General features: G+C 72.5%; 20 protein-coding genes. 5 read left to right on the plus strand and 15 right to left on the minus strand.

All coding sequences use genetic code 11. The features are described from left to right. Positions 1-221: 221 nt before the first annotated feature. A complete protein-coding gene (locus ACIRP7_RS33330; protein ID WP_403666910.1) occupies positions 222-893 on the minus strand; it encodes an ANTAR domain-containing protein in 672 nt (223 codons plus the stop codon). Between the two features lie 343 nt (positions 894-1236). Between ACIRP7_RS33330 and ACIRP7_RS33335 the strand changes: the two genes are divergently transcribed. Continuing rightward, positions 1237-2166 carry an anti-sigma factor RsbA family regulatory protein gene (locus ACIRP7_RS33335; RefSeq protein WP_403666912.1) on the plus strand — a complete coding sequence of 310 codons (930 nt, stop codon included), beginning with the start codon at positions 1237-1239 and terminating at the stop codon, positions 2164-2166. A gap of 156 nt (positions 2167-2322) precedes the next feature. Next, on the plus strand, positions 2323-3201 hold the full coding sequence (locus tag ACIRP7_RS33340) for an alpha/beta fold hydrolase (protein ID WP_403666915.1): 879 nt from the start codon (positions 2323-2325) through the stop codon (positions 3199-3201). A gap of 695 nt (positions 3202-3896) precedes the next feature. Here ACIRP7_RS33340 and fxsT read toward each other — a convergent pair. The 5 genes from fxsT to ACIRP7_RS33365 form a co-directional block, all read right to left on the minus strand. Then, a complete protein-coding gene (gene fxsT, locus ACIRP7_RS33345) occupies positions 3897-7817 on the minus strand; it encodes an FxSxx-COOH system tetratricopeptide repeat protein (RefSeq protein ID WP_403666918.1) in 3921 nt (1306 codons plus the stop codon). Beyond that, entirely contained in the window at positions 7814-9142 is a 1329-nt protein-coding gene (locus tag ACIRP7_RS33350) for a TIR-like protein FxsC (protein ID WP_403666920.1), read from the minus strand. Before ACIRP7_RS33350 ends, fxsT begins: the two co-directional genes overlap by 4 nt. Before the next feature lie 89 nt (positions 9143-9231). Continuing rightward, complete coding sequence (locus ACIRP7_RS33355; RefSeq protein WP_403666923.1) at positions 9232-10131, minus strand: AAC(3) family N-acetyltransferase; 900 nt, start codon at positions 10129-10131, stop codon at positions 9232-9234. A gap of 113 nt (positions 10132-10244) precedes the next feature. Further along, positions 10245-12431, minus strand: coding sequence for a radical SAM/SPASM protein FxsBH, inactivated beta-hydroxylase extension form (fxsBH, locus tag ACIRP7_RS33360; protein ID WP_403666926.1), 2187 nt, complete (start codon positions 12429-12431; stop codon positions 10245-10247). 156 nt (positions 12432-12587) lie between these two features. After that, positions 12588-12737 (minus strand): hypothetical protein, encoded by a 150-nt coding sequence (locus ACIRP7_RS33365; RefSeq protein ID WP_403666928.1) that lies wholly within the window; start codon positions 12735-12737, stop codon positions 12588-12590. Between the two features lie 204 nt (positions 12738-12941). Between ACIRP7_RS33365 and ACIRP7_RS33370 the strand changes: the two genes are divergently transcribed. Beyond that, positions 12942-13856, plus strand: coding sequence for a DUF4231 domain-containing protein (locus ACIRP7_RS33370; RefSeq protein ID WP_403666930.1), 915 nt, complete (start codon positions 12942-12944; stop codon positions 13854-13856). 22 nt (positions 13857-13878) lie between these two features. On the opposite strand, the gene ACIRP7_RS33375 is transcribed toward ACIRP7_RS33370, so the two are convergent. Further along, positions 13879-14379 (minus strand): hypothetical protein, encoded by a 501-nt coding sequence (locus ACIRP7_RS33375; RefSeq protein WP_403667294.1) that lies wholly within the window; start codon positions 14377-14379, stop codon positions 13879-13881. 317 nt (positions 14380-14696) lie between these two features. Here ACIRP7_RS33375 and ACIRP7_RS33380 point away from each other — a divergent pair, with 317 nt between their 5' ends. Next, complete coding sequence (locus ACIRP7_RS33380; protein ID WP_403666933.1) at positions 14697-15326, plus strand: ScbR family autoregulator-binding transcription factor; 630 nt, start codon at positions 14697-14699, stop codon at positions 15324-15326. Between the two features lie 41 nt (positions 15327-15367). Here ACIRP7_RS33380 and ACIRP7_RS33385 read toward each other — a convergent pair whose 3' ends face one another. From ACIRP7_RS33385 to ACIRP7_RS33400, 4 genes are all read right to left on the minus strand, one after another. Next, the gene (locus ACIRP7_RS33385; RefSeq protein ID WP_403666935.1) at positions 15368-16405 is read right to left on the minus strand and encodes a rod shape-determining protein; all 1038 of its coding nucleotides are present in this window, start codon (positions 16403-16405) and stop codon (positions 15368-15370) included. Between the two features lie 176 nt (positions 16406-16581). Next, on the minus strand, positions 16582-18357 hold the full coding sequence (locus ACIRP7_RS33390; RefSeq protein ID WP_403666938.1) for a carboxyl transferase domain-containing protein: 1776 nt from the start codon (positions 18355-18357) through the stop codon (positions 16582-16584). Beyond that, positions 18350-19828 carry an acyl-CoA synthetase gene (locus ACIRP7_RS33395; protein WP_403666941.1) on the minus strand — a complete coding sequence of 493 codons (1479 nt, stop codon included), beginning with the start codon at positions 19826-19828 and terminating at the stop codon, positions 18350-18352. The genes ACIRP7_RS33390 and ACIRP7_RS33395 overlap by 8 nt, the downstream gene beginning before the upstream one ends. A 57-nt stretch (positions 19829-19885) precedes the next feature. Next, complete coding sequence (locus ACIRP7_RS33400; RefSeq protein WP_403667296.1) at positions 19886-20758, minus strand: RimK family alpha-L-glutamate ligase; 873 nt, start codon at positions 20756-20758, stop codon at positions 19886-19888. A 125-nt stretch (positions 20759-20883) separates the two neighbouring features. On the opposite strand from ACIRP7_RS33400, the gene ACIRP7_RS33405 reads away from it, so the two are divergent. Next, positions 20884-21942, plus strand: coding sequence for a MerR family transcriptional regulator (locus ACIRP7_RS33405; protein WP_403666944.1), 1059 nt, complete (start codon positions 20884-20886; stop codon positions 21940-21942). 223 nt (positions 21943-22165) lie between these two features. On the opposite strand, the gene ACIRP7_RS33410 is transcribed toward ACIRP7_RS33405, so the two are convergent. Genes ACIRP7_RS33410 through ACIRP7_RS33425 form a run of 4 tightly spaced genes read right to left on the minus strand, consistent with a single transcriptional unit; the run spans position 22166 to position 24672 of the window. Further along, positions 22166-22765: a hypothetical protein gene (locus tag ACIRP7_RS33410; RefSeq protein WP_403666947.1), complete on the minus strand. Its 600-nt coding sequence runs from the start codon at positions 22763-22765 to the stop codon at positions 22166-22168. Beyond that, on the minus strand, positions 22731-23564 hold the full coding sequence (locus ACIRP7_RS33415; protein ID WP_403666951.1) for an FkbM family methyltransferase: 834 nt from the start codon (positions 23562-23564) through the stop codon (positions 22731-22733). Before ACIRP7_RS33415 ends, ACIRP7_RS33410 begins: the two co-directional genes overlap by 35 nt. Then, positions 23561-23770 carry a Trm112 family protein gene (locus tag ACIRP7_RS33420; RefSeq protein WP_403666954.1) on the minus strand — a complete coding sequence of 70 codons (210 nt, stop codon included), beginning with the start codon at positions 23768-23770 and terminating at the stop codon, positions 23561-23563. Before ACIRP7_RS33420 ends, ACIRP7_RS33415 begins: the two co-directional genes overlap by 4 nt. Next, on the minus strand, positions 23767-24672 hold the full coding sequence (locus ACIRP7_RS33425; protein WP_403667299.1) for a hypothetical protein: 906 nt from the start codon (positions 24670-24672) through the stop codon (positions 23767-23769). The genes ACIRP7_RS33420 and ACIRP7_RS33425 overlap by 4 nt, the downstream gene beginning before the upstream one ends. Positions 24673-24680 lie beyond the last annotated feature (8 nt).

Consider the following 24680-nt stretch of genomic DNA (forward strand, 5'->3'; position numbering starts at 1 on the left):
CTCGCAGACGAGGCTGGTCCGTGTCGGGGAACATGAATCCAGGCCCGAGGAGGGCGCCATGAACCGCCAGATCCGCGTTCGCGTCACCCGTCAACCCTCGTCCTCCCGTGACACTCGGCAGCCCGAGATCGACCGCAGGACCCCCTCGGGACGGCTGCTGCCGTACTGACGCCGCTCCGGACCCGGCGCTCCGGACCCGCCGCTCCGGACCCGGCCGCCGGTCAGTTCAGACAGCGGTCGATCGCCCTCCGCAGCGCCTCGCGCAGCTCGGGCGGAGGCTGCGGGCCACCGCCCCCGGCACCGGCCGTGACCACCGCGGCGACCTTGCGCAGCTTGGTGTTGGAGAGCTGTGACGCCTCCCGCAGGACGTTCCACGCCTCGTCCGGGGAACAGGCGTGGGTGGCCATCAGGACCCCGCGCGCCTGGTCGATGACCGGGCGGGTGAGGATCGCCTGCCGGAGCTGCTCGACCTCCGTGCGCAGCCGGTCCAGTTGCCGGGTGCGCTCCAGGACCACCGCGGAGGGCACTGGCTCGCGGCACGTTGCGGGGCCGTGCAGCGGATCGTCGGGATCCAGACCGGCCATCTCCAGGACGCGGCGCGGCTGGTCGTTCCAGCCGGTCGCCGACACCCGTGTGCCACGGCGGCGGGCGTAGGTGTCGAGGACCTCCAGGAAGTGCAGTCCCGTCGTGTCCATGAAGGTCACGCCGGTCATGTCCAGGTCGACCCGGTCGGTGTCGTCCGGCAGCCCGGCCAGGGTCCTGGCCAGGGTGTCCGCACAGCCGTGGATCAGATCACCGCGGGGGACGAGCACCGCCCTGCCCCCCTCCACGCTGCTGTCGATGGCCAGGGTGTCCAGCCGTCCTGCGAGCGATGTGTGTGTGGCTGAGCTCATGTCCGCCTCGCTGCTCCCCACAGTCGTCACGACGTTGAGTCACCGATCGCCGCCGTATCCCGGCCCCGGCCCTGGGTGTGGCGGTGCGGGATCCGGCGATGCTGGGATGCGCCTGCCCGGCCGGTCGGGGAGTACACCCGGTCCGCCGGGGCGTGACGGGCGCACTCCGGGGGTAAACGCGGTCTGGACCAGGTATCGACACGAGACGTTTCGGGAGGGGAGACGTATCGGAGGGGACGGAGTGGGTTCGGCAGTGGGGAGTCGGCGTGAGGACTGGGTACGAGGCACCACGGCGCCGCCGCCTTCGGGCGGGCGGCAACCCGGTGCGGCCGCTGTGAACGCCGTGGCCGAAGCTGCGGATCCGTTCGTGCATCCCGCGCTCTTCTACCGTGACGAGCGGGAGTACCTGGCCGCGGTCGTGCCGTTCGTGCACGAGGCGCTCGACGCCGGAGAACCGGTGGCCGTGGCCGTGCCGACCGAGAATCTGCGGCTGCTGAAGGCGGAGATCGGCGCCGAGAAGGCCGTACGGTTCCTCGACATGCGCGAGGCCGGGCGCAACCCCGGCCGGATCATCCCGGGGGTGCTGCGCGCCTTCGCCGACGCCCAGCCGCCCGGCAACCGGGTGCGGATCGTCGGCGAACCGATCTGGGCCGGCCGCTCGGCCACCGAGTACCCCGCGTGCGTCCAGCACGAGGCGCTGATCAACGCCGCCTTCCAGGGCCGCGCGGTCACCATCCTGTGCCCGTACGACACCCGGCGCCTGGACCCGCAGGCCGTCGCCGACGCCTACGCCACCCACCCCGTCGTCCTCGACGCCGGCTCCGGCCGCCAGGAGGAGAGCGGACGGTACGACTTCGAGGGCGTGCACGCCCGCTACAACGCCCCGCTGCCTCCGGCCCCGGACGTGGCCGCCCACGCCTTCGTCTCCGATGTGCTCGGCGAGATCCGGCACTTCGCGTCCGACGCCGCCGAGCGGTTCGGGCTCGTGCGGCCCCGGCTCGACGACCTGGCGCTGGCCGTCGCCGAGCTGACCACCAACAGCGTGGTGCACGGCGGCGGTTCGGGTCTGCTGCGGGTGTGGGCCGAGGACGGGCACGTGGTGTGCGAGGTCCGCGACCGGGGACACCTCACCGACCCGCTGGCCGGACGCCGGCCGCCCGCCCGGGACCAGTTCGGCGGCCGCGGCCTCCTCATGGTCAACCTCCTCGCCGACCTGGTACGGGTGCACACCGGGCCGGACGGCACGACGGTCCGCTGCTGGTTCGCCTTCTGACGGCCCGCGCACCACGGTCACCGCTCTGGCCGAAGTGCGCCGGTCCTTCCGGGCCCCAGCCCCCTTTGACCTGCGATTTCGTTTCGCCGTACGCCCGCGTGGGCAGGGTTCGGGCAGCGTGGCCCGGTCAAGGCCTCGGGTGGGGGGAGCGCGACGGTGCCCGACCAAGTGTGCACGGCGGACGGACGACGGTTACGCGTGGAGGTCTCGGGGGATCCGCACGGACGCCCCGTGTTCCTCCTGCACGGCATGCCGGGCAGCCGGGTGGGGCCCAAACCCCGCTCGATGTTCCTTCACCAGCGCGGCGCCCGCCTCATCAGCTACGACCGGCCGGGGTACGGCGGTTCGGACCGCATGCCGCGCCGCCGGGTGGCGGACGTGGCCCAGGACGTCGCGGACGTCGCCGACGCCCTCGAACTGGACCGGTTCGCGGTCGCCGGCCGGTCCGCCGGAGCCCCGCACGCCCTGGCCTGCGCCGCGCTGCTGCCCGACCGGGTCACCAGGGCGGCGGCGATGGTGGGCTGGGCACCGCGCGACGCCGAGGGCCTGGACTGGTACGCCGGAATGGCGCCGTCCAACGTCGCCGCCCTCAGCACGGCCGCCACCGACCCCGAGCGTTTCGCCGCCGGGATCATCCCGCGCTCCGCCGCCATCCGCAGCGATCCCGCGCGCCTGCTGGAGGAGCTGCGCGAGGACCTCACCGCCGACGACCGGCTGATCGTCTCGGACAACACCATCCGCTCGATGCTGCTGCGCAACTACCGTGAGGCGCTGCGCACTTCACCGTACGGCTGGATCGACGACGCCCTCGCCCTGACCGCGTCCTGGGGTTTCGACCCGGCGCGGATCAAGGTGCCGGTGCTGCTGTGGCACGGCAAGGACGACGTCTTCTCCCCGGCCTCCCACGCCTCCTGGCTCGCCGACCGCATCCCCCGCGCCACGGCCGTCCTGGAACCCACATCGGCCCACTTCGCCGCCCTACGAGCCCTACCGGCCGTCCTGGACTGGCTCCTCGCGGACACCCGAACGCGCTGAGGGCGGGCGGACTGCCACGCCGGGCGCGTGCCCGTGCGGGTGCACTGAGGGTGGGTGCGTGGGCCCTACGGGCGTGTTGCCTCGTCGGGTGCGCGTTCGCGCGGGTGCCCTGCCGGGCGGGTGGGCAGCCACGCCGCGCATGGCGCGGCGGGGACACTGGCGAGGGGCGCGGTCACGGGTGCATTGCCACGCCGGGTGCGTGTGCCCGTGCGTGTGTGCTGAGGGTGGTGTGTTGCCCCCTGCCGGGGTGGTGTTTTGCCCCGCCGCGTGCGTGCTCTGGCGGGTGCGCGGCCTTGTATGGGGGGCGTTGCCTCGTCGGGTGCGTGGCCGCGCGGCGCTGAGGGTGGGTGCGTGGCCGTAAGCGGGTGTGGTGCCCCGCCGGGTACGTGTTCGCGCGGATGTGCTGACGGGGGGCGGCTACACGGGTGCATTGCCACGCTGGGCACATGGCCGGGCGGGTGGGGGTGTTGCCTCCTCGGGCGCATGCCCGCGCGGACGCGCTGAGGGTGGGTGCTGGGGCCGGCCGGGTCCGTGCCCGCGCGGGTGCGCTGCAGCGCCACGCCCAGCCCATGCCCAGGCCGGTGTGCTGACCGGCGGGGTGCCGTCACCCCCGTGGGATGCCGGCCCGGGCGCATGCCCGGGCCGGTGTGTTGGCGTTGTGGACCCGGCGACCGGCGGCACCGCCTCGCGCGGGGTCACACCGACAAGGGCTCCAGGTCCCGGTAGATCCGTCGTTCGCGGCTTGCCAGCAGGGTGATGCCGTTGTCCTCTCCGAGCAGCAGGCGCAGTTCCGCCATCGCCTCCTCCCGTAGGGCCCGGGCCTCGCTGTCGCGGCCCAGGGCCCGCAGGGTGAGCCCCAGGTTGGTGACCACGGCGAGGGTCTCGGGGTGATGGCCGCCGAGGGCCTCGCGCAGCACCGGCAGCGCCGCCTCGTCCCGTTCCAGCGCCTCCTCGAAACGGCCCTGGTCGTAGAGGACGTTGGCGTAGTTCACACTGGCGAACACGGCGTGCGGATGGTGCGCGCCCAGCACCTCCGCCATGCGGGGCAGCACCTTCAGGAACACCGCCTCCGCCTCGTCCAGGTCCCCGCAGCCCCAGTGGAAGATCCCCAGGTTGTTCAGGGCCGCCTGGGTGTACGGGTGGGCCTCGCCCGGCACCTTCATGTACTCGGCGAGCACCTCCCGGGCCACCTCGCGGGCCCGGTCCCGTTCGTCCGCCGCGAACAGGTCCGCCGCCAGGTTCAGGTCGCAGGCCAGCGAGTCGGGGGTCGGAGCCGAGTACTGCTCCTTGTACTGCTTGCGGGTCGCCTCGGTCAGTCGCCAGGCGTCCTCCAGCTGGCCGTTGCGGCGCAGCGACACCGCCAGGGACTTGGCGCAGCGCAGGGTGCCGGGAAACTCCTTGGTCAGGATCCGCTTGTGGGCCGCGTACGTTCGCGACAGGATCGACACCGACTCCGCGTACCGCCCGACCTCTCGCAGGTCGCGGCCGAGGCGTTCGGCCGACGCCAGCGTGTACGGGTGGTCGGGACCGAGGACGGCCATGCGCTGGTCGAGCGTGTCCTGGTTGATGCCGCGTGCCTCGCCGTATTTGCCCACCATCTGCAGGGCGAGGGCGAGGTTGTTGGCCGCGCTGAGGGTGCGCCGGTGCGACTCGTGGAAGATGTCACTGAAGCCGACGTGCGCCTCCTTGGCCAGCTCGACCGCCTTCGTGTACTCGCCGAGGGCCGCCAGGTCGCTGGAGAGCGCGGACATGGTGGCGTAGGTGTGCGGGTGCTGCTCGCCCAGCTCCCGGCGCTGCCGCTCCAGCAGGTCCTCGCCGATCTCCCGGGCCTCCACGTAACGCCCTTGCGAGCGCAGCACGTTGGCCAGGTGGAAGCGCAGGTAGAGGTAGTAGACGTCGTCCTCCCCGAGCACCGGCCTCCAGTGCTGGAGCAGGTCCTCCGCGAGGCGCCGCGCGGCCACGAAGTCACCGCGTTTCCACTGGTAGCGGACCCGGTCGATGAGCAGTCGGCGGGTGTCGGCCTCACGGCAGTTGCGGGCGTCGGACGCGGACAGGTGCGGCCAGATGACGCCGAAGCGGGGCCAGGTGGTCGGGTCGTCGATGGGTTCGTCGCCGTCGGGCCGGGCGCCCGCGAGGACGGTGTGCACGACGTGCCGGGTTTCCCGCTGCTTCTCCTCGGGCATCTGGGAGCGGATCACCGCCTGCACCAGCCGGTGCACCTGAAGGCTGTTGGTCTTCTGGTCGACCTTGGCGAGCGCGAACCGGCCGATCTCCCGGATGACCCGGCCGAGCAGCAGACTCTCCTGGAGCGAGGGGTCGTACGGCTTGAGTGCCGTGATCATCTCCTTGCTGTAGAGCAACTGCTGGGAGATCGGCTCGGGTGCGAGGAAGGCGCACAACTGCAGCAGCCGTACCGCCGCGGGTGATCGTTTCTCCAGCTGTTCGATCGAGACGTTCCAGGTCGCCGCGACCGTCCGCGGGTAGTCGGGCGGCTGGTTGAGGTCCAGGACCTCGGTGGTCTGCCGGGCCAGCTGGCGCAGATAGTCCTCGATCGGGGTGGCGGTCTCGGCCAGCCAGGCCGCCGCCTGTTCGACCGCCAGCGGCAGATCGCCGACGGCCTCCGCCACCCGGCCGGCGTCGTCGGCCGTCAGGCCGCCCTCGGTGCGCCGGGTCAGGTGCTCGATGCTCTCCGTGCGCTCGAAGACGTCGATCTGCTGGGACGCCCCGTGCTGGGACCAGGCCTGGTTGCGGGAGGTGACGAGGATGTGACCGCCGTCCCCGGTGGGGAAGTAGCGGGCCAGCTCCGCGGGATCGCCGGCGTTGTCGAAGACCAGGATCCAGCGTTTGGTCGGTAACCCCCGGGACAGCCGCTGCACGGCTTCCTGGCTGGCCTTCGTCATGTCCTCCTCGGTGCCCGTCGCGCCTATCAACGGGGCGAGTTCGGCGAGCGAGGCGACCACGTCGTCGATGTGCTCGGCGGATATCCACCAGACCAGGTCGTAGTCGGCCATGAACCGGTGCACGTACTCGATGGCGAGCTGGGTCTTGCCCACCCCGCCCAGGCCGAACAGCGCCTGCGGCTGCGGCGGCCCGGACAACTCGCCGAGCTGGGTGCGGATCCGGTCCATGATCGAGGCCCGGCCGGTGAAGGTCGTGTTGCGCTGGGGCGCGTTCCAGATCCCCGGGGTGATGCCGGGGAAGCGGGGTGCCGACGGACTGTTCTCCGCCTGCTGCAAGGGCAGTTCCAGCGCGCGCTGGAGCGCGGCCACACACTCCGTCTCGTCGAGCCGGTGCAGGTCGGTGCACGGCTCCGGGAGCGGGACCTCCTCAACGCGGAGCGGTACGACCGAGCTCCGAGCGCCGTCAGGGGTCCGTTCGCCGAGGGCACGCCAGACCGAGTCGGCGTACCGGGACTCCTGGAAGGTCTTCGACAGCAACGCCACGGTGTGCGCGGTGGTGTCCGCCGGCTCGACCGGACCGGTGGAGATCTCGTGCAGCGTGACCTCGCAGCCCGCCCGCTTCAGCAGATACTCGACCCAGTCGGCCCACATCCGCTTCTCCGCCGCGTACGCGACCACGACGTCGGCCACGCTGGTCAGCGGCCGGCGCCTGAGGTACGCGTCCCGGCAACGCAGCCGGACCGGCTCGGGGATCTGCGGCAGCGAGGTGACCTCGCGGTCGGAGACGACGGCGGTGAGCCGCTCGAAGGCGGACAGCAGCGAGTTGGCGATGCCGCTCTCGTCCCCGACGGTGGCGAGGGTCTCCTCGTAGGCGTAGTAGGGGCGGTAGGGGATCTCGACGTTGCCCCAGTAGGAACTGAGCTCCTCATAGCTCAGCGGTCGGCCGTCCGCCCCCTTCGGCAGCCCCTCGAACCGCATCCGGGCCAGCGCGCGACCGGCGTCGACCTTCTCCTTCTCGCCCTCGTCGATGCGCATCGGCACCGGCAGAACCCGTATCCGGCGGGGCCGGTAGCCCTCCTCGACACTGCGGGCCACGACTGCCGCGCCCTCCAGCGCCTGATCGCTCAGGGTGAAGCAGTCCACCAGGACGTCGGGCATCTCCATGGTGCAGATGTCGGCGTTGTCCGACAGGCCGGTGCGGCTGTCGATCAGGACATAGTCGTACGTCGCCTTCATGCTGGCCCGCAGGGCCTGGAGGAAAGTGCCGCCGCCCAGCCGCTCGTAGAAGTTGTCCCACTCGAACGAGGTGACCGCCGCCGAGTACGCCCGGTCCTGGCGGCCCGCGGACAGGAAGTCCAGGGAGCCGCCCTCGGGGAAGTGCAGGTCGAAGCGCTCGGGGCGGATGGACACCGCGTGCTGCTCGATCTGGGCGTAGGACAGGTGCCAGTCGTCGGGGCGCTGGGTTCCGGTGGTCGCGGCCCAGGCGTAGTCCTGGATGATGTTGATGACGCCCGGAGTCGCGGACAGCGCCTTGGGGTCGAGGAACGGGTGGAAGAAGCGGTGCAGGCCCGGCGCCTCCAGGTCCCAGTCGACGGCGAGGACCCGTTTGCCGTTGGCGGCCAGGATCCAGGCGGTGTTGGCCAGGGCCATGGTGCGGCCCGTGCCGCCTTTGTAGCTGTAGAAAGTGATGACACGTCCGTCGCGCGGGCCCGTCATGCTTCTCCTCCGTGGTCGGGTCCGCCTTCCGGGTACGGCGGCTGGATGGGGCCCAGCAGACGGGGCCTGGGCACGTGCGGACCCGGCGGCGGATGGGCCTCCGCGTGTTTCAGGTACTGCCGGGTGGTGTGCGCCACGACGGTCGGCAGCACGTCGGTGAACGCCTTGAGCGTGGGGACGCCGTTGACGGCGGTACGGCAGTCGGTGCGTCTGCCGCGCTCGAGGAGCACGGGCAGCGTGCGCTCGAACTCCGTGGTCACGCGCTCCGCCTCGTCGCTGTGGCACTGCACGTCGGCGCGGTTCCAGGGCACGACCGCGCTCACCCACGGCTGGGCCTGGGCGTCGAACGCCCTTAATCGGTGCCGCTGTTCCTCGTTGGTCAGCGTCCACCGGTCGACCAGCAGGATGCGCGGGCGGCCCGTCTTGCCGCCCTCCTCGCCGGGGCCGGCGGTCAGGGGGCCCTCGGTGTCCTCGTCGTCGAAGGAGGAGACCGTGGGCCGGTAGTCCAGCGAGCGGATCAGCTCCTCCGCCAGGGCGGGCAGCGGGCGCGTCGACTCGGAGTGGTACGGGTTCCAGTCCAGTGGGTCCTCGCCGTACGGGCGCGAGTCACGGTCCTCGGGGACGCTGTCGACGGTGGGCGCGGCCACCGTCAGATGGATGTGCCGGGGCTCCTCGCCGCGCGGCCGGAACGCGCTCGGGGTCGTCTCGTAGTCGCGCAGCCGGCCCGGCGGCAGGGGTGACTCCTCGGCCACCTGGACGATGCGCTGGGCGAGGGTGAGGACGGTCTCCTCGTACTCGTCGCGCAGTCTGCTGAGCTTGATGAGCCCGTAGAAGCCGTTGGTCGCGTAACGGTCGCCGAAGGTCGTGCGGTCGAGGTGGATGTGGCGTATGGAGTCCGGCAGTTGGTGGAAGTCGACGCGCGTCCACAGGGCCGGGACGATCGCGGACACCTCGCGTCCGCCGACGGCCTTGGCATGCAGGAGGCGCTCGTTGAACGCGAACAGTTCCCGGCCGCACATCTCGCTGGTGAAGTAGCGCGGTGACAGCAACGGCACGAAGACACGGCAGCGGGCCAGGTTCTCGCTGAGCTTCCTCGGCCACCCCACGCCGGAGCCCATCTCCCGGTCGATGAAGCCGACTTCGGCGCCGGCGGGCAGGTCGGTCAGCGCCATGATGTGGTTGCACAGGTCCCGGTAGAGCTGGTGCACCCAGTGGTCGGGGTCGCCGCCGCCCGACCCCCACGGCGGGGTGTGGGCGTAACTGAGGAAGAAATAGGGCTGCCCCGCGGCCGGGGCCTGCCCCCACTCCCCGTCAGGTATGTCCAACACGCCCCCCTGCGCGTCGATGACCCCGTGGCCGGAGCCACCTGGAACCGGAAGAACAATGTGCCCGACCGAGAGCCCGGGCGGTTCACTTAATTCAGGTCATTCCGGGAGCGATATCTGGACAGTTGATCGCATACGTCGTCGACGGCGGCCCTCATGTCGAAAAGCGTGACCGGCTTTTTGGCCCATTCCCGCCGTACGAGGAGTTCCTCCGGAAGCCGTGCGCCCGCCTCGGCGAAGTCGCCGTCGTCCAGGGTCAGATCCTCGTACGTGAACCAGTTTCCCCTGTAGCCCACCACGCAGCGGTACAGCCGCTGGGGCGGTCTCGGGGTCATGCGGTACTCGGCGAGATGGAAGGCGCTGCACACCTCGAACCCCACGCGCAGCAGCAGTACTTGGGCGTCGGCGGCGTACAGCCGGGCGAGCGGCGAACGCTCGCCCAGGTGGCAGCGCGGGTCGTGCCCGGCGAGCAACTCGGCCCCCCGCGGGCCGATCGCGGCCAGCGAGGTCTGCGGGTGGTCGCTGCGGACGGCTCCCGGAGTGGTCCGCACACACTCGGCCAGCGCGCCCATCGACGGGCAGGGCGTGGTGTCCGGCTCGAACGGGGGCATCGACGCACGGAACTCCTCGGCCTCCTCCGTGCTCAGGCGCGCGACGAGGGCCCGGTGGGCGCGGGAGCTGTCCGAGTTCTCGGGCGTGAAGGCGGGCACGACGAGCGTGCCGCGCGGCCCGAGGGCGTCGAGCAGCGCGTCACGGACCCGGGTGGGGGAGAGGCCGGTGCCGCTCAGGGAGGCGTGGACCATGAGAGGGGCTTCGGGGTGGAGAGGTAACTCGGCCAGGAGATGGCTCAGTTGGTGGCCGCTCGCCGGATCGGACGGGGAGGAGCCGAGGCGCCCGGCGTGCGGGCTGGACAGCCGGGAGACGGGGGGCCTGGTGTGCGGTGCGGAGGGGCGGGCGTCGGGGCGGTCGGGGTTCGGTCGGGGCGGCAAGGGGCCTGGGCGTCCAGTGCTCGACTCGGTCGGTAATCCGCCCCAGGGGTCGGTGAGTCGGCGGGGCCGCGGGTGGGCCGAGGTGGTCGCGTCCGTCGGGACGGGCGGCTTCGTCACGGCTGCCCCGCGATCGCCGTCCACTCCTCGCGCAGCTCCGCCGCCAGTATCTCGCCACTCTCGGTGAGGTCGCGGTCGGGCAGTTCGGTCAGGGCGGCCAGGGCGCGTCCGGCCCGGGCCAGGGACTGGAGGCGCTCGGGGGTCTCCTGGCCCCAGTAGGCCACGTCACCGAGTGCGTCGACGACCTCGGTGAGCAGCCGCCCCGCCTGGTTGCCCGGCACATGCAGATCGGTCGTCGCGCGCAGGGCGGCCAGCCGGGCCCGGCGCCCGAGGCGCGGCAACTCCCTGACGAACATGGTGGGTTCGAAGTCGACGGCCACGCCGAGCCCACCCAGACCGTCGACGGCGAGCCGCACCCCGGCTCCGGCGACGAGCGGGGTGACGGCGTCGACACGCAGGGCGTTGCGGTCGTCGGCCGCGGCTCCCTGCTCCGCGCGGAGTTCGTAGGCCGTCCGCAACCGCTCACGGAACGCGGCGAGCTCGTCCGGGTCCAGCGGGGCGGTGACGGGGGCCGGGTAGACCGCACGGCGAGGGTCGGCGTCGTCGATGAGCAGTGGCTCGGTGGCCGCCACCTTGAGAACCGTCAACGGCCGCCAGGCGTCGGTGGGTTGGTCACCAACGGTGAGGAGGGCCCCGTCGGCGGTGCGGACGTCGAGACCCCGCGCGCTCACCACGGCCTCCACCCGCCCCGGGGCGGGCAGGGTCAGGGTGCCCAGGGTCGGCAGGTCCAGCTCGCGGTCCGGCTGCTCCCAGGCGAGTCGCAGCGGGGCGTGCGCGTGGACGGCCGCGGCCACGGCGACGCGGGCGAAGCGGGCGGCGGTGACGTGGGCCGCCTCGGCGTGACGCAGGGCGGCCCGCAGGTACGGGTGGGACAGCACCCGGTTGAGGTGCTCCGCGGTGGTCCGGTCCGCGTCCAGCCGGAGCAGGGCTTGCCAGGCCGCGTCCCAGTCGGTGTGTCCGGCCAGCCGCTCGTTGGCGTAGGCGAGGAGGGTCCGGTCCAGCGCCTGCCGGGCGAACCGCAGGGCCTCGGGGTCCAGGACTGCGGGCGAGAGGGAGCGGTCGGTGATCCGCTCGGCGATCCCGTCGACCAGAGCGCGAAGATCGTGACAGAAAACCGACGGATTATCGAACTCACGTTCGCTGCTGTAGCGGTGGGCGTAGAGACCGCCACCGCAGGACTGTACGACCGGGCACTCGCGGCAGGTCTTCGACAGGCCGAGCAGGCCGCGCTGCCGGGCCTGTACGCCGGGATGCCGGGCCACCTGCTCGAAGGTGTGTTCGTTGACGTGGTAGCCCGTGGCGGGGGCGCCGTCGTAGGCCGTCTTGAGCGAGTCCACCTGCTCGAAGGAACCGTCCGTCTCCACGACCGCCAGATCGGAGGGGGCCAGGCCCATGGCCTCGGTCAGGCTGGGCCCGCCCCGCAGTGTGCTGAGCACCGAGTCGAAGGTCCGCACCCGCACCGTCCGGCCCTGTTCCGTCCAGCGGTCGAACACGGCGAGCAGCCAGTCGGCGTACGGGGTCGGCGAACCGGAGGAGCCGCGCGGCGGCGGGGTGTCCCAGGTGGAGTGCGGCAGCAGGTAGTCGATCCGGGGCGGCGAGAGGGCCGACAGGGTGTCGTGCACGACGACGGGATCGTTCGCCACGTCCACCGTGCAGAGCAGGCCGCCGAAGAGATGTCGGTACTCCTCGGTGCGCAGCAGGTCGATCGCGCGCAGGACGCGGTGATAGCTGCTCCGGTACTTGCGGTCGAGCCGGTGCCGGTCGTTGGCGGCCTGGTCGCCGTCGAGCGAGACGCTCACGAGGACGCCGTACTCCCGGAAGACGTCCAGGTGACGGCGGCTCAGCTGCATGCCGTTGGTGTGGATCTTCAGCTCGAGCTCGGTGACGCCGGCCAGTGCGGAGCTGAACTCGGCGCAGATGGACCGCAGTCGGGCGGGGCCGGCGAGCAGGGGCTCACCACCGTGCAGGATGACGGTGACGGACGCGAGGTCGTGCTCGCGCGCGTACGTGGCGAACCGGGCCGCGGTCCGGCGGACCGTGTCCTGTCCGATCACGACCGGGCGGGTCTTCCAGCTCTTGTCCGCGTGCTCGTACACATAGCAGTGGTCGCACGCCAGATCACAGCGACTGTGGATCTTCAGGACGAGTTGCTGGAGTGGGTGGTCCCCCGTGGAAACGGTCACTTAGCACACGCTACCGCGCGCCGTCACCCCCGCATGCCCAGTATCGGCCAATTGGGCTACCGCGCACGTGTGTTGTGGTGTCAGCACGAACCCCCGGCGCAGCGACCGCGCGCGCCGTCGTGGACGGCGCGCGCGGTCGCTGCCGGACTGTCCGGCCTACAGCGCAGAGTTGAAGAGCGTGCGTCCCGGTCCACCCGTGACCCGGTCAGCGGCCTTCGTCGTGGCAGTGGAGTCGATCGCACCCAGCGGGGTGTGCTGTCCCTGGGGGGCGGAAGCGGCGGCGGGCGTGACCGTCTGATCCTTCATCTGTCTGATGTCTCCTTCCGTGGGGACCGGCGTGTCCCCGGCCCAAGGAGACCAGAGGCCCGGTGTCGGAATGCGAACCATGAGACAGAGACACCCCGGTTTTAGGCGGACGATACCGCAGCCGAAGGGTTCCGGAGCATGGCTAGGGGGCGCGTACGCGCCCATACTCGGATGTCCGGGGGAGCCTGTTGTCGGGGGTGGGCCATGAGGGTCGGTATTCCGGGGCCGGGCGTGACATGGAACGACGACGACCTCCCCCCGCTCTTCCGCGTTAACGATCAACTCGCGATCACCCATCAGAGTGAATCGTTCCGTGCTGTCCGCGCCCAGTTGATCGTCCTGCTGGCCGCCACGACCTCGGCCATGCTGGCCGAACGCCTGGACAGCCATGTCCCGGCGCTCCTGGCCGCGCTGCTGTACGCCCTGACCATCGGCATCGGTCTGCACACCACGCGCCGCCGGGCCCGCGCACGCTGGCAGGCCCATCGTGCCGTCGCCGAGATGCTGAAGTCCCTGGCGTGGCAGTACATGGTGCACGGGGGCATCTTCCACTCCCAGGTGGCCAACGCGGACGCGCTGTTCGCGGAGCGGGTCGAGGAACGGCTCAGGGAGATGCGCAAGGTGGGCTGGGAGGACTCCAGGAACGGCGCCCACGCCCGCGGCGAGGGCCAGATCACGCCGGTGATGCGGCGGGTGCGGGCGAAGCCCTTCCCGGTGCGGCGCGACGTCTATCTGCGCGAGCGGCTCATGGAACAGCACGCCTGGTACCGGCGTCGTGCCGCGCAGGCCCACCGCGCCTCCGTGCAGTGGTCGTCGGTCACCGCCGTACTGACCCTGCTGGCCCTGCTCGCCGCCGTGCTCAGGGCGGCCGGGATGCTCGGCGGCTGGGACCTGACCGGGGTGTTCAGCGCGTCCGCGGCGGCCGGAGTGGCCTGGCAGGAGGTGCGCAGGCATCGGCCGTTGACCTACGCGCACTCGCTCGTCGAGCAGGATCTGGAGACCCTGCGGGTCGAGATGAGCACGACCGTGACCGAGGATCGGTGGGCCCTGGCGGTGGCGGAGGCGGAGCGGCTGGTGTCACCGCAGCACTCGGACTGGCTGGGACGGTTCGGCAATTGACGAACACTCAGGGAAGGTGCCGTCAGGGCTCGCGGCGCACGTCCGGCTCCCACAGGACGGTCACCGGGACCCCCGTCCGGCGCGCGTAGGCCACCACGTCACCGGTGCCTCCCCGGCCCCGGGCCGGGCGGCCGTCCCACACGGCGATCAGACGGTCGCAGTGGTCGACGATCCAGCGGCCCGCCGCGAAGTACGCCTCCTCGTGCGTCGGCTCGGGCGGCAACTGGACGCGGTGCGCGCAGGCGCCGAGGATCCTGCGGTACCCGGCGCGTGCCGCGTCGTCGTCGAGGTGGGCCTCGTAGTCCATGCCGGGGATCACGGCCGTCACCGGGACACCGCTGTCCAGGGCGATGTCCGCGAAGAGCTGGTCGGCGCCGGCCGCGAGACAGGTGAAGGCCTCCAGGGCGCCGCCGCCGAGCTGTCCGCGCATCTCCGCCCGTACGCCCGGCAGGACCGGTCCGGGGATGGAGCGGTGCCCGGTCACGCCGATCCGGGTGACGGAAACGGGAGCCGGCGTGGTCACGGTGGGACGGCTTGCGGCCTGTCGGGTCGTCGCGGTTCCGCTCGTCACGAGAGAGCCTCCCCCAGCCGTCGGAAACTACACCGTAGCGCGACCGGCGGGGAGCATACAGGGGCGCACCTGCTCACACCGGGCTCGTCGGACGAGGTCCGCCGAAAATCGTTTGGCGCCGTGAGTGCCGGGAGAGGGATGGTGCGACCCCCGTCCCCGCCCGGCGTGCGCGCCGACGACTCCCAAGTACCAGTCGGTTGGTTTCCTGTGGAGCCGGGAAGACAGACTGATCACCAGAGCACGTCGTGACACAGGCAGGGGTGGGACGCATGGCCAGACAGGAACGCGCGGAGGTCACCCGGTCGGCCATCCTCGACGCGGCGGCCCGTGCCTTCGACGCCGAGGGGTACCACGGGACGTCGCTCGGGGACATCGTGAAGGAGGCCGGGGTGACGAAGAGCGCGCTGTACTTCCACTTCGGCTCGAAGGAGGAGCTCGCCCAGGCCCTCGTCGACGAGCAGTTCTCCGCCCTGGAGTCCGTCACGGACACGGGCAGGCCCGGGGTGCAGACCGTCATCGACACCGTGCACTCCATGGCGCGGCGGCTGGTGGCGGACGTCCGGGTGCGGGCCGGCATCCGGCTGGTCGTCGACCAGAGCTCCAGGACGGGCATCGTCAGCGAGCCGTACACCCGGTGGATCGAGCTCTTCCGGGAGTGCCTCGTCCAGGCCCAGCAGCGCGGGGACGTCAAGGCGGACCTCGACCCCGGGCGGGTGGCCCGGCTGATCGTCGGCTCCTGGACCGGGCTGCAGCTCAGCTCCCAGGTCCTCAGCGGGCGGGCCGGCCTGACCGAGGAGACCACCCTCATGTGGGAGATGCTGCTGCCGAGCATCGTGCCGCCGCGCCGGCTGGAACGGTTCCACCCCGAGGGCACGGTGCTGGTGCCCGAGATGGTCTGACGGGGTCTCATGTTGGCGCGGGCCGTGGCGGCCGTCGTGCCTCAGGTGGCCAGCGGGTCGAGCGACATCGGCTCGATCCGGCCCTCCAGCATGTACCCCAGTCCCTGTACGGCGCAGACGTCGGGCCGCTCGGCGATGTGCACCGGCATCCCGGTGGCCTGCCGCAGCATCTGGTCGAGCCCGGGGAGCAGGGCGGAGCCGCCGACCATCATGATCCCGCGGTCGGCGAGGTCGGCCACGAGGTCGGGCGGGCAGTTGCGCAGCACCCGGCCGATGCCGTCGAGCACGGCGGTCAGCGGGGTCTCGATCGCGTCCCGTACGGCGGCGGTGTCGACCCGCACGGAACGGGCCAGGCCGGTGGCGACGTCCCGGCCGTGGATCTCGGTGGAGGCGGGGCCCTGCGGGGTGAGGCCGTTGCCGGAGAGGGCGAGCTGGAGCGGTCGTACGGACTGACTGGGCAGCATCAGCTCGTGCTGGTGACGCAGGTGCTGGACGATCGCGTGATCGACGGCCTCGCCGCCCACCGGGACGCGCTCGGCGGTCACGATCGACCCGAGCGAGAGCACGGCGACCTGCGTGGCGGCGGCCCCGCACACCATGATCATGGTGGCTTCGGGGCGCTCGACGGGCAGTCCGCAGCCGACGGCGGCGGCGATGAGGGTGTCCACGAGCTCCACGCGCCGCGCCCCGAGTCCCACCAGGGTCTCGATCGCCGCGCGCTGGGCCAGCGGGTCGGCGTCGTGCGGGGTGCAGGCGGCGGCCCGCAGGCGGGGCTTGCGGCGCAGATTGCGGCGAACCTTGTCGCCGAGGAGGTGGCGCAGCATGCGCTGGGCCATCTCGATGTCCACGACGGTGCCGCCGGAGACGGGCCGTACGACGCGGATGTAGTCGGGGGTGCGGCCCGTCATCTTCTCGGCGAACTCGCCGACCGCGATCAGCGCGCCGGTACGGGTGTTCACGGCGGCGGCCGACGGCTGGTCGACGACGAGTCCGGCCCCCTTCACGTAGACCCGCGTCCGCGCCGCGCCCAGGTCGACGGCGAAGTGGCAGCGGCGCAGCTGCTCCAGACTGGCGGTCATGGAGGTCCTCCCGAGAGCACAGACCGTGGGGCCGCGCCGGGTGGCGGGCTTAGTGGCATCGTGCGGGGGTGGGGGAGGGAGCGCCTTTATTAGGGGGCCGGGTGGGGTGCGGCTGAATGGGGGTTTCTGTCAGTTGTGTCTTATGTAAGCGCCCCGTAAAGGCGGGTGATGCGGAGTCAGGGAGCCGCGGGCCGCTCACGATCCGGATCCCTCTCGGGGAGTGCGACCACCCCGAGCCCCGCCAGGTCCTGCGGCCGGATCCGCAACTGGTCCGCCGTCGACTCGGCCTCCTCCGGTGCTCGCTTCAGGATCGCCGCCGCCAGCTCCGGTGCGATCACGGAGAAGTAGCTGTCCGGTGTGGCGTACGTGGCCTCGGGTGCCGCCAGGGCGAGGGCGCCGCCGGAGCCGCCCTCGCCGATGAGGAGGGTGGTGATCGGGACGCGGGCGGAGGCGACCGTGGTGAACAGGTCGGCGATGGCCGCACCCGCGCCCTGGCGTTCGGCCTCCGCGTCGTTGGCCGCGCCCGGGGTGTCCACCAGGGTGAGCACCGGGATGCCGAGCCGGTCCGCGAGGCGGATCAGACGGGTGGCGGTGCGGTAGCCGGCGGGCCGGGTCGCCGTGCCGGTCTGGGCGGCGTAGGCGATGGTGCGGCCCTCGCGCTCACCGAAGCCGCACAGCATGCCCGGGTCGGTACCGCCGCAACGGTCACCGGACACGGCCGCGTGGTAGGTGAAGTAGGCGTCCAGATACGCCTCCGCGCGGGGGCGCACGGCGGAACGGGCCCGGCGGACCGCGTCCCACCCGGTGGGGGGAAGGTCGGTGGTGCCGAGCGGGTCCGGGACGGGGGCAGGCTCGACGGGCAGCACGGGGGGCGCCACGCGGGATGTGTCCGGGGGTGCGGGGTGGGACGCCTCCGGACTGGCGGGGCCGGATGTCTGCGGGGTAGCGGAGCCTGTACCACCGGGCGCCGACCACTCAGGGACGGGTGCCGCTTCGGCGGTACGACTGTGTGCGGTGCCGTTGCCGAGTGCGCTCGGCGGCGCGGCGGTACCGCTGTCCGCGGCGCCGTCCTGGGGTGTGCTCGGCGGCCTGGCGATGTGACCGTGCGCGGCTCTGTCGCCGGGTCCGCTCGATGGCGTGGTCGTGTGACCGTGCGCGGTGCGGTCGCCGGGTCCGCCCGACGCCGTGGCGGTGCGACTGTCCGCGGTGCCGTCCCCGGGGCGGCCCGATGGCGTGGCCGTGTGACCGTCAGCCGTCCCGTCGCCGGGGTCTCCGCTCGACGGTCTCGCCAGTAGGCGCAGCCACCTGCCCAGCGTCTCCCGCAGCGCTTCCGGCCGTACGACCGCGTCCGCTGCGCCCGCCGCCACCTGTGCCTCCGCCGTGTACGCCGTCGGGTCGGCGTCCGGGGGGCGGACCCGGGAGCCCGCGAAGCCGACCTGGGCGCCGGGGAGGGCGAGGATCACGTCGGCGCCCGCGCCCAGGGTGGCCCAGCCGCCGCCCGTGGTCGGGTCGCGCAGTACCGCGATCTGGGGGAGGCCCGCCGCCCGGGTGAGGGCCGACTCGCGGGCCACGCGCTGGAGTTGGGTCAGGGCGAGCATGCCCTCCTGCATACGGCTGCCCCCCGTGGCCACCAACGGGACGACCGGCAGGCGGTGTTCGCGGGCGTACCGGTACGCCGCCTCCAGCCGGTCACCGGTGCGTTCGCCCAGCGAGCCGCCGAGGAAGCCGAACTCGAAGGCGATCAGGACGGCTCGGGCGCCCTCGACGCGCGCGGTGCCGCAGATGACCGACTCCTGCTCGCCGGTACGTTCGGCGGCGCGGGCGCGCGAGGCGTCGTAGCCCTGCCAGGCGAGTGGTCCGTCGGGCCTCGACTGCCGTGCGGGATAAGGGATTTCGGAGAAGTCGTCGGTGAGCAGCGCGACCATCTCGCGGGCGGACAGACGCTCAGGCATGCAGGGCCCGCTTCATGATCTTCCCCATGTCGTTGCGGGGGAGGGAGTCGAGGTGGTGGACGACCCGGGGCCGCTTGTGCGGGGCCAGGCGGCGGGCCACATGGTCCGCCAACTCGTCGAGCGACGGCGGTGCCTCAGGGTCCGCCGCGACGATCCACGCCACGATCCGCTCGCCCAGGTCCGGGTCCGGTTCCCCGGTCACCGCCGCCTCCCGCACCCCCGGGTGCTCGAGCAGCGCGTTCTCGATCTCGCCCGCGCCGATCTTGTAACCGCCGCTCTTGATCAGGTCGGTGGCCTTCCGGCCGACGATCCGCACGTACCCGTCCGCGTCCCGCACCGCCATGTCCCCCGTACGGAACCAGCCGTCCGCCGTGAACGCGGCCGCCGTCGCGTCCGGCCGGTTGAGGTACTCGGTGAACAGGTTCGGCCCGCGCACCTGGATCTCGCCCACCGTCTCACCGTCGTACGACGTGATCGGCGACCCGTCCTCCTCCACCAGCCGCAGCTCCACACCCGGCAGCGGTACGCCCACGGTCCCGGCGCGCGGCTCGCCGTCCGCACGCACACTCGGCCGGGGGTCCGGGGGTGTCCACCGGGACGAGCACAGCATGAGAGTCTCCGTCATGCCGTAGCGCTCGACGACCCGGCGCCCGGTCGCGGCCGTGATGCGCTCGTGGTCGTGCACCGGGAGCGCCGCCGAGCCGGAGACGAGGAGGCGGGCACCGGCCAGAGCCCGCACCAACTCCAAGTCCTCCGCCAGGGTTTCGGCGATGCGGTGGTACATCGTGGGGACGCCGAAGAGCATGGTGGCGCCGTCGTTCAGCTCGCGGGCCACCCCGTCCGTGCTGAAACGGCCCAGATGACGGACCGAGCCGCCGCGCCGGAGCGGGCCGAGGACGCCCAGCACCAGGCCGTGCACATGGAACAGGGGCAGGCCGTGCACGAGGGTGTCGTCGGACGTCCACCGCCAGGCGTCGGCCAGGGCGTCCAGGGTGGTGGCGACGGCCCGGCGGGGGAGCACGGCGCCCTTCGGGGGGCCGGTGGTGCCGGAGGTATAGACGACCAGGGCGGGGTCGCCGTCCTGCGCGGGGCCGGCGGGGGCTGGGTCGCCGGCGGCGTGCACGTCGATGTCGATGCGCGCCAAGTCGCCGACAGCAGAAGGGAGTTCGGCGCCCGGTGCGGCGAGCAGCAGGCCCGGCGCGCTGTCGCCCAGGATGTGCCCCAGCTCCTTCTCCCCGGACTTCGGGTTGAGCGGCACCGCCGCGACACCGGCCTCCAGAGCCGCCACCACGGCCACCGCGGTCTCCAGCTCGGCGGTCGCCCAGACGGCCACCCGGTCGTACCGGGCGAGGCGACCGGCCAGGGCACCGGTCGCGGCGGCGAGTTCCGCGTACGTCAGGGAGCGGTCACCGAACCGCAGGGCGGGACGGTCCGCCGCGGCACCGGTCAGGGCCGGGAAGAGAGAGGACACGCGTCGTACTCCTTGACTGTCGTTGCTGCTAGGGGTGCGGTCGGGAGCCTGCCCGGTCTACCGCCGGGCGGCCGCCAGCACCGCCTCCGCCACCGGCCGCACCGACTCCGGGTGCAGGAACAGGAAGAGGTTCGGCTCGACCAGCTCAAGTTCCATCACCCGCGGCTGCCCGTCCTCCCCGTCGACGAGGTCCACGCGCGCGTACAGCAGCTCCGGCGCGTCCGGTACGGCGGCCAGGGCGCGCTCGGCGACGGCGCGTTCGGCCGGGGTCGGCGTCCAGGGCTCCAGACCCGGATGGGCGACCTTCGTGGCGTCGAAGGCCGTACCGGGGGCGAGGACGGCCCGCTTGCGGCTGGCGTGCAGTAGCCGGCCCCCGAAGAACTGCAGCGCCCGCTCACCGCCCGCGTCGATCGCCCGCATGTACGGCTGCACCATCGCGGTCAGCCCCTCCGCGTGCATGCGTTCCAGCTGCCGTACGGCACTGTCGTGCTGGTCCGGCGTGTAGCGCGCGGCGTACCGCGCGCCCGCCCCGGACGTGGGCTTGACGACGTACTCGTGGTCGGCGGGCAGGTCGGCCGGGTCGCCGGGCGCGAGATAGCGGGTCGGCACCACCGGCACCCCCGCCTCCGCGAGCTCCCCGAGGTAGCGCTTGTCTGTGTTCCAGCGCACGACCTGCGCCGGATTGGCGAGCCGTGTCACCTTGCCGCACCGCTCCGCCCACGCCACGAACTCGCCCGCCCGCCAGGTGTAGTCCCAGGTGGACCGGATGACGGCCAGGTCGTAGCCGGCCCAGTCGACGTCACCGTCGTCCCAGAACACGGCATCCGCCTCCGCTCCGGCCTCGCGCAGCGCCGCCACCAGCACGGGCAGGTCGGCGTCCTTGCTGGGCTCCGGGTGGGGGTCGTAGGTGACGAGGGCGACTCGGGGCACGGCGGGGTCCTTTCCCATGGAGGCTCGTTCCGCAGGCTAACCGCAGCGGGGGAAACCGCGGCAACCCGTTTACCTTCCCCCTCGGTGAAGCCCCACCATCAGGAGCGAGGAACGGAGGAGACCGTATGGAGTGGCTGACGATCGGGGCCTTCGCGCGGGCGTGCCGTCTGTCGCCGAAGGCGCTGCGGCTCTACGACGAGCTGGAGCTGCTGCGCCCGGCACGCGTCGACGCGGAGACGGGCTACCGCTACTACACCCCGGCCCAGCTCGAACAGGCCCGGCTGGTGGCGTGGCTGCGGCGGCTCGGCATGCCGCTGGCCCGCATCCGCACGGTGCGCGCGCTCCCGCCCGCTGCCGCCGCCGGCGAGATCCGTGCGTACTGGGCGCAGGGCGAGGCGGAGACGGCCGTACGGCGGGACCTCGCCGCGTTCCTCGTCGACGAGCTGACGGCGACGCCGAGGAAGGACACCACCATGCTCGAACTGCGCTACTGCGCCCACTCGGACCCCGGCCGGGTCCGCCCCGCCAACCAGGACACCGCCTACGCGGGCGCCCGCCTCCTCGCGGTCGCCGACGGCTACGGCCCGGCGGGCGCCCCCGCCAGCAGCGCGGCCGTGGCGGCGCTGCGGTTCCTGGACAGCGCGGAACTCCCGGCCGGCAATGTCCTCAACCTCCTGGCGGACGCCGTGCACGGGGCGAGCGAGGCGGTGCGGGACGTGGCCGCGGGCACCGACGAGAACGGCACGACCCTGACCGCCCTGCTGTGGACCGGCTCCCGCCTCGCCCTGGTCCACATCGGCGACTCGCGCGCCTACCTCCTGCGCGGCGGCGCCCTCTTCCGCATCACCCACGACCACACGGTGGTCCAGTCCCTGGTCGACGAGGGCCGGCTGACGCCGGAGGAGGCCGTCACCCACCCCCGGCGCGCCCTGCTCCTCAAGGCGCTCCCGACCGCCGGAGGCACCCCCGACCTGAAACTCCACGACGCCGAACCCGGCGACCGCTACCTCCTGTGCTCCGACGGCCTCTCGGGCGTCGTCCCCGACACCACCATCCGCGACCTGCTCACCACCGCCCCCGCCCCCGACACGGCCGTACACACGCTGATCGACGCGGCGAACACCGCGGGCGGTCCGGACAACGTCAGCTGCGTGGTGGCGGACGTGGTGGAGGCGAAGGCCTGACTCGCCCGTCCCCGCGGATCCTCCAGGGCGACTGGCGGCGCGTCGAGGACCACGGCCCCTACGACCTCCTCGTCCTCGACGGCGGCGGCACCGGCGAGGCCCCCGACGACGCCCCGGACGGCAGAATCTGTTCGACGACTTCACCCGGGCGTCGGACCGGCCGCCCCGGCATGACGGCCGGGTGCACGGCCCCGCCCTGGACACAGTTGCCCTGAGGGCACGATCAGCGCACCGCAAGCCTCTGCAGCAAACCCCACGTGAACTCCGCCACCACCTCCCGGCGCACGCCCTTCCCGTCCGGGGCCGTGAACGTCAGGCCCCAGCGGGTCGGGGCCGTGCCCTCCAGGGGGCGGGCCGGGGGGAAGGCCCGGGCCGCCTCGTCCACCGTGCAGGACCAGGGGGTGAGGTCTTCCAGGGTGCGCAGGTCGGGGCCCTTGGATTCCGGCGCCCTGACCAGCCACTCGTTCCACACCGTCGAGCCGTTCGGGGCCAGCAGGATCTCGAAGCGGAGGTCGGGCCAGAGCGGCACGGGCCAGAGCCAGGCCTCGCACTCCAGGTCGCCGACCTTGCGGGTGAGGACGGTCCCGGGGGTGCCGAGGACCGAGCGGTACCGGGACGCGGCGGCACGGGCCCGCGGGGAGCGGACCATCGCCTGCCAGCGCTTGTTCGCCTCCCGCATGTCCGCGATCGACGCGCCCAGCGTGTGTCTGGCGCCCTCCACCAGCTCGGGGTTGTGGTCGGCCATGCGGCGCAGCAGGACCAGCTGGAAGTCGTGGACGGTGAACGGGCTAGCCGGGGGCTTTCCGGAGGGCATGTTCTCCATCGTCCCCCACCGCACTGACACCCGGGCGCCGGCCGTCGGGCAGGAAGAGCACCGAGTTGATGTACCGCGGGCGCTGGACGAAGGGCAGGACCCGGCGCAGCAGGCCCTGGTTGACGACGTACGAGGCCGTCTCCTGGTGGGCCTCCAGGGGGAAGCCCGACAGCGGGACCCAGGTGGCGCGGGGCAGCACCCAGCCGTCGTAGCCGAGGAGGGACAAGTACGTCACCACCGGCGCGATCGGCTGGATCCGGGACTCCAGTTCGACGAAGAGCGCGGGCCGGTCGCGCGCGAGGATTCCCGTCGCCCCGCGCAGCACCGCCAGCTCGCTCCCGTCCACGTCGATCTTGATGAAACCGACGTCCTTCAGGCCCAGTTCGTCCAGCGTGACGCAGCGGACGTCCACCGCCCGGCCGTGGATGTCCCGCCGGACCAGGGAGGACACCCCGCGGTCGCCCTCGTCGCCGGGCGGCAGCCACAGCCGGGCGGTGCCCGGGCGGTCCGTGGCGGCGGCCTGGACGACCTGGACGTTCGCGGGGGCCGCCGAGGTCAGCAGCCGGGCCAGATGCGGGACCGGCTCGACGGTCACCACCTGCCGCGCCCGCCCGGCCAGCCGGCGCGTCCACGGCCCGTACCAGCCGCCCACGTCCACCGCCGTCCGGCAGTCCGCCGGGCACAGCTCGGCCAGGCGTGCCAGCTCCGGCTCGAAGCGCGGATACACCGCCCGGGCCGCCGCCGCGACGAGCCGGGTGGGCAGATGGGGGGCCACTCTCGCCGCCAAGGTACGGGCCGTTGCGGTCATTGAGTCATCCGTTTCAGGAAGTCTTCGTGTTCGTCGTCCGTCACCTGCTCACCGGAGGCCGGCAGCAGCTGCGGGATGCCGTCGACGATCGGGTAACGGCGGTGCAGCCGGGGGTTGTAGAGGACGTCGTCGGGCGGTACGAGGTGCAGGGGACCCTTGTCGAGCGGGCAGGCCAGGATCCGCAGCAGCGGGTCGTCGGGGTTCATGGGGGCGTCAACTCCTTGGCACCGATGGGCGGTTGGGGCGCCGGATCGTGCTTGGGCATGCTCAGCAGTACGCCGACCGCGAGCACCGTGCCCGCGAGCCGCAGCGTGAGCCGCAGCGGATCGTGGGGCAGGGACTCGCCGAACGAGAGCGTGCCGAGCACCGCGGTGTACAGGCAGGTCACCGTCGTGCACACCGGCACGATCAGCGAGGCCCGGCAGCGCTGCAGCGCCGCCTGGGACATCACCAGACCGAACGCCCCGGTGAACATCAGGAGATACGGATACGGAGAGGCCAACAGCTCAACTACCGCGCCGCCGAGACCACTTGAGGTCAGATAGCTCGACACGCCCTTGATCGCGAGCGAGCTGACCCCGTAGAGCAGACCCACCGCCACGCCGTACTCGACACCGGTCGTCGGCATCCGGTGCCGGTGTCTCGTGCGCCGCTCGGCGGACCCGTACAGCCACACGCCCGCCGCCAGCGACGGCACGCACACCAGCAGGATCAGCTGGTACGGGGCGTCCCGGCTGACGTGTTCGGAACCCTCCTTCAGGGACAGCACGACCATGAGCAGCGCGGCGAGGATCGCGCCCAGGGCGTACCGTTCCCGCCCGGTCGTCTCCTCGCCCAGCAGCCGCGCCGACAGCAGCACCAGCAGCACCAGACCGGAGACGAAGATGCCCTGCGCGGCCGCGATCGGCAGCGTCCGGTACACCGCGAGCTGCGCCCCGAACCCGGCCGCCAGCGAGAGCGAGCCGCCGATCCACAGGGGGCTGCGGAGCACCAGCCCCAGCAGCTTGACCGGTTGCCGGATCGTCACCTCCGGCAGGGAGGTGAGCGCCCGTTTCTCCAGCACGAATCCGACGCTGTACAGGGTGTTCGCCAACAGGGCCGCCGCCACTCCCCACC

The sequence above is a fragment of the Streptomyces sp. NPDC102270 genome, from assembly GCF_044766405.1.
GTDB lineage: Bacteria > Actinomycetota > Actinomycetes > Streptomycetales > Streptomycetaceae > Streptomyces.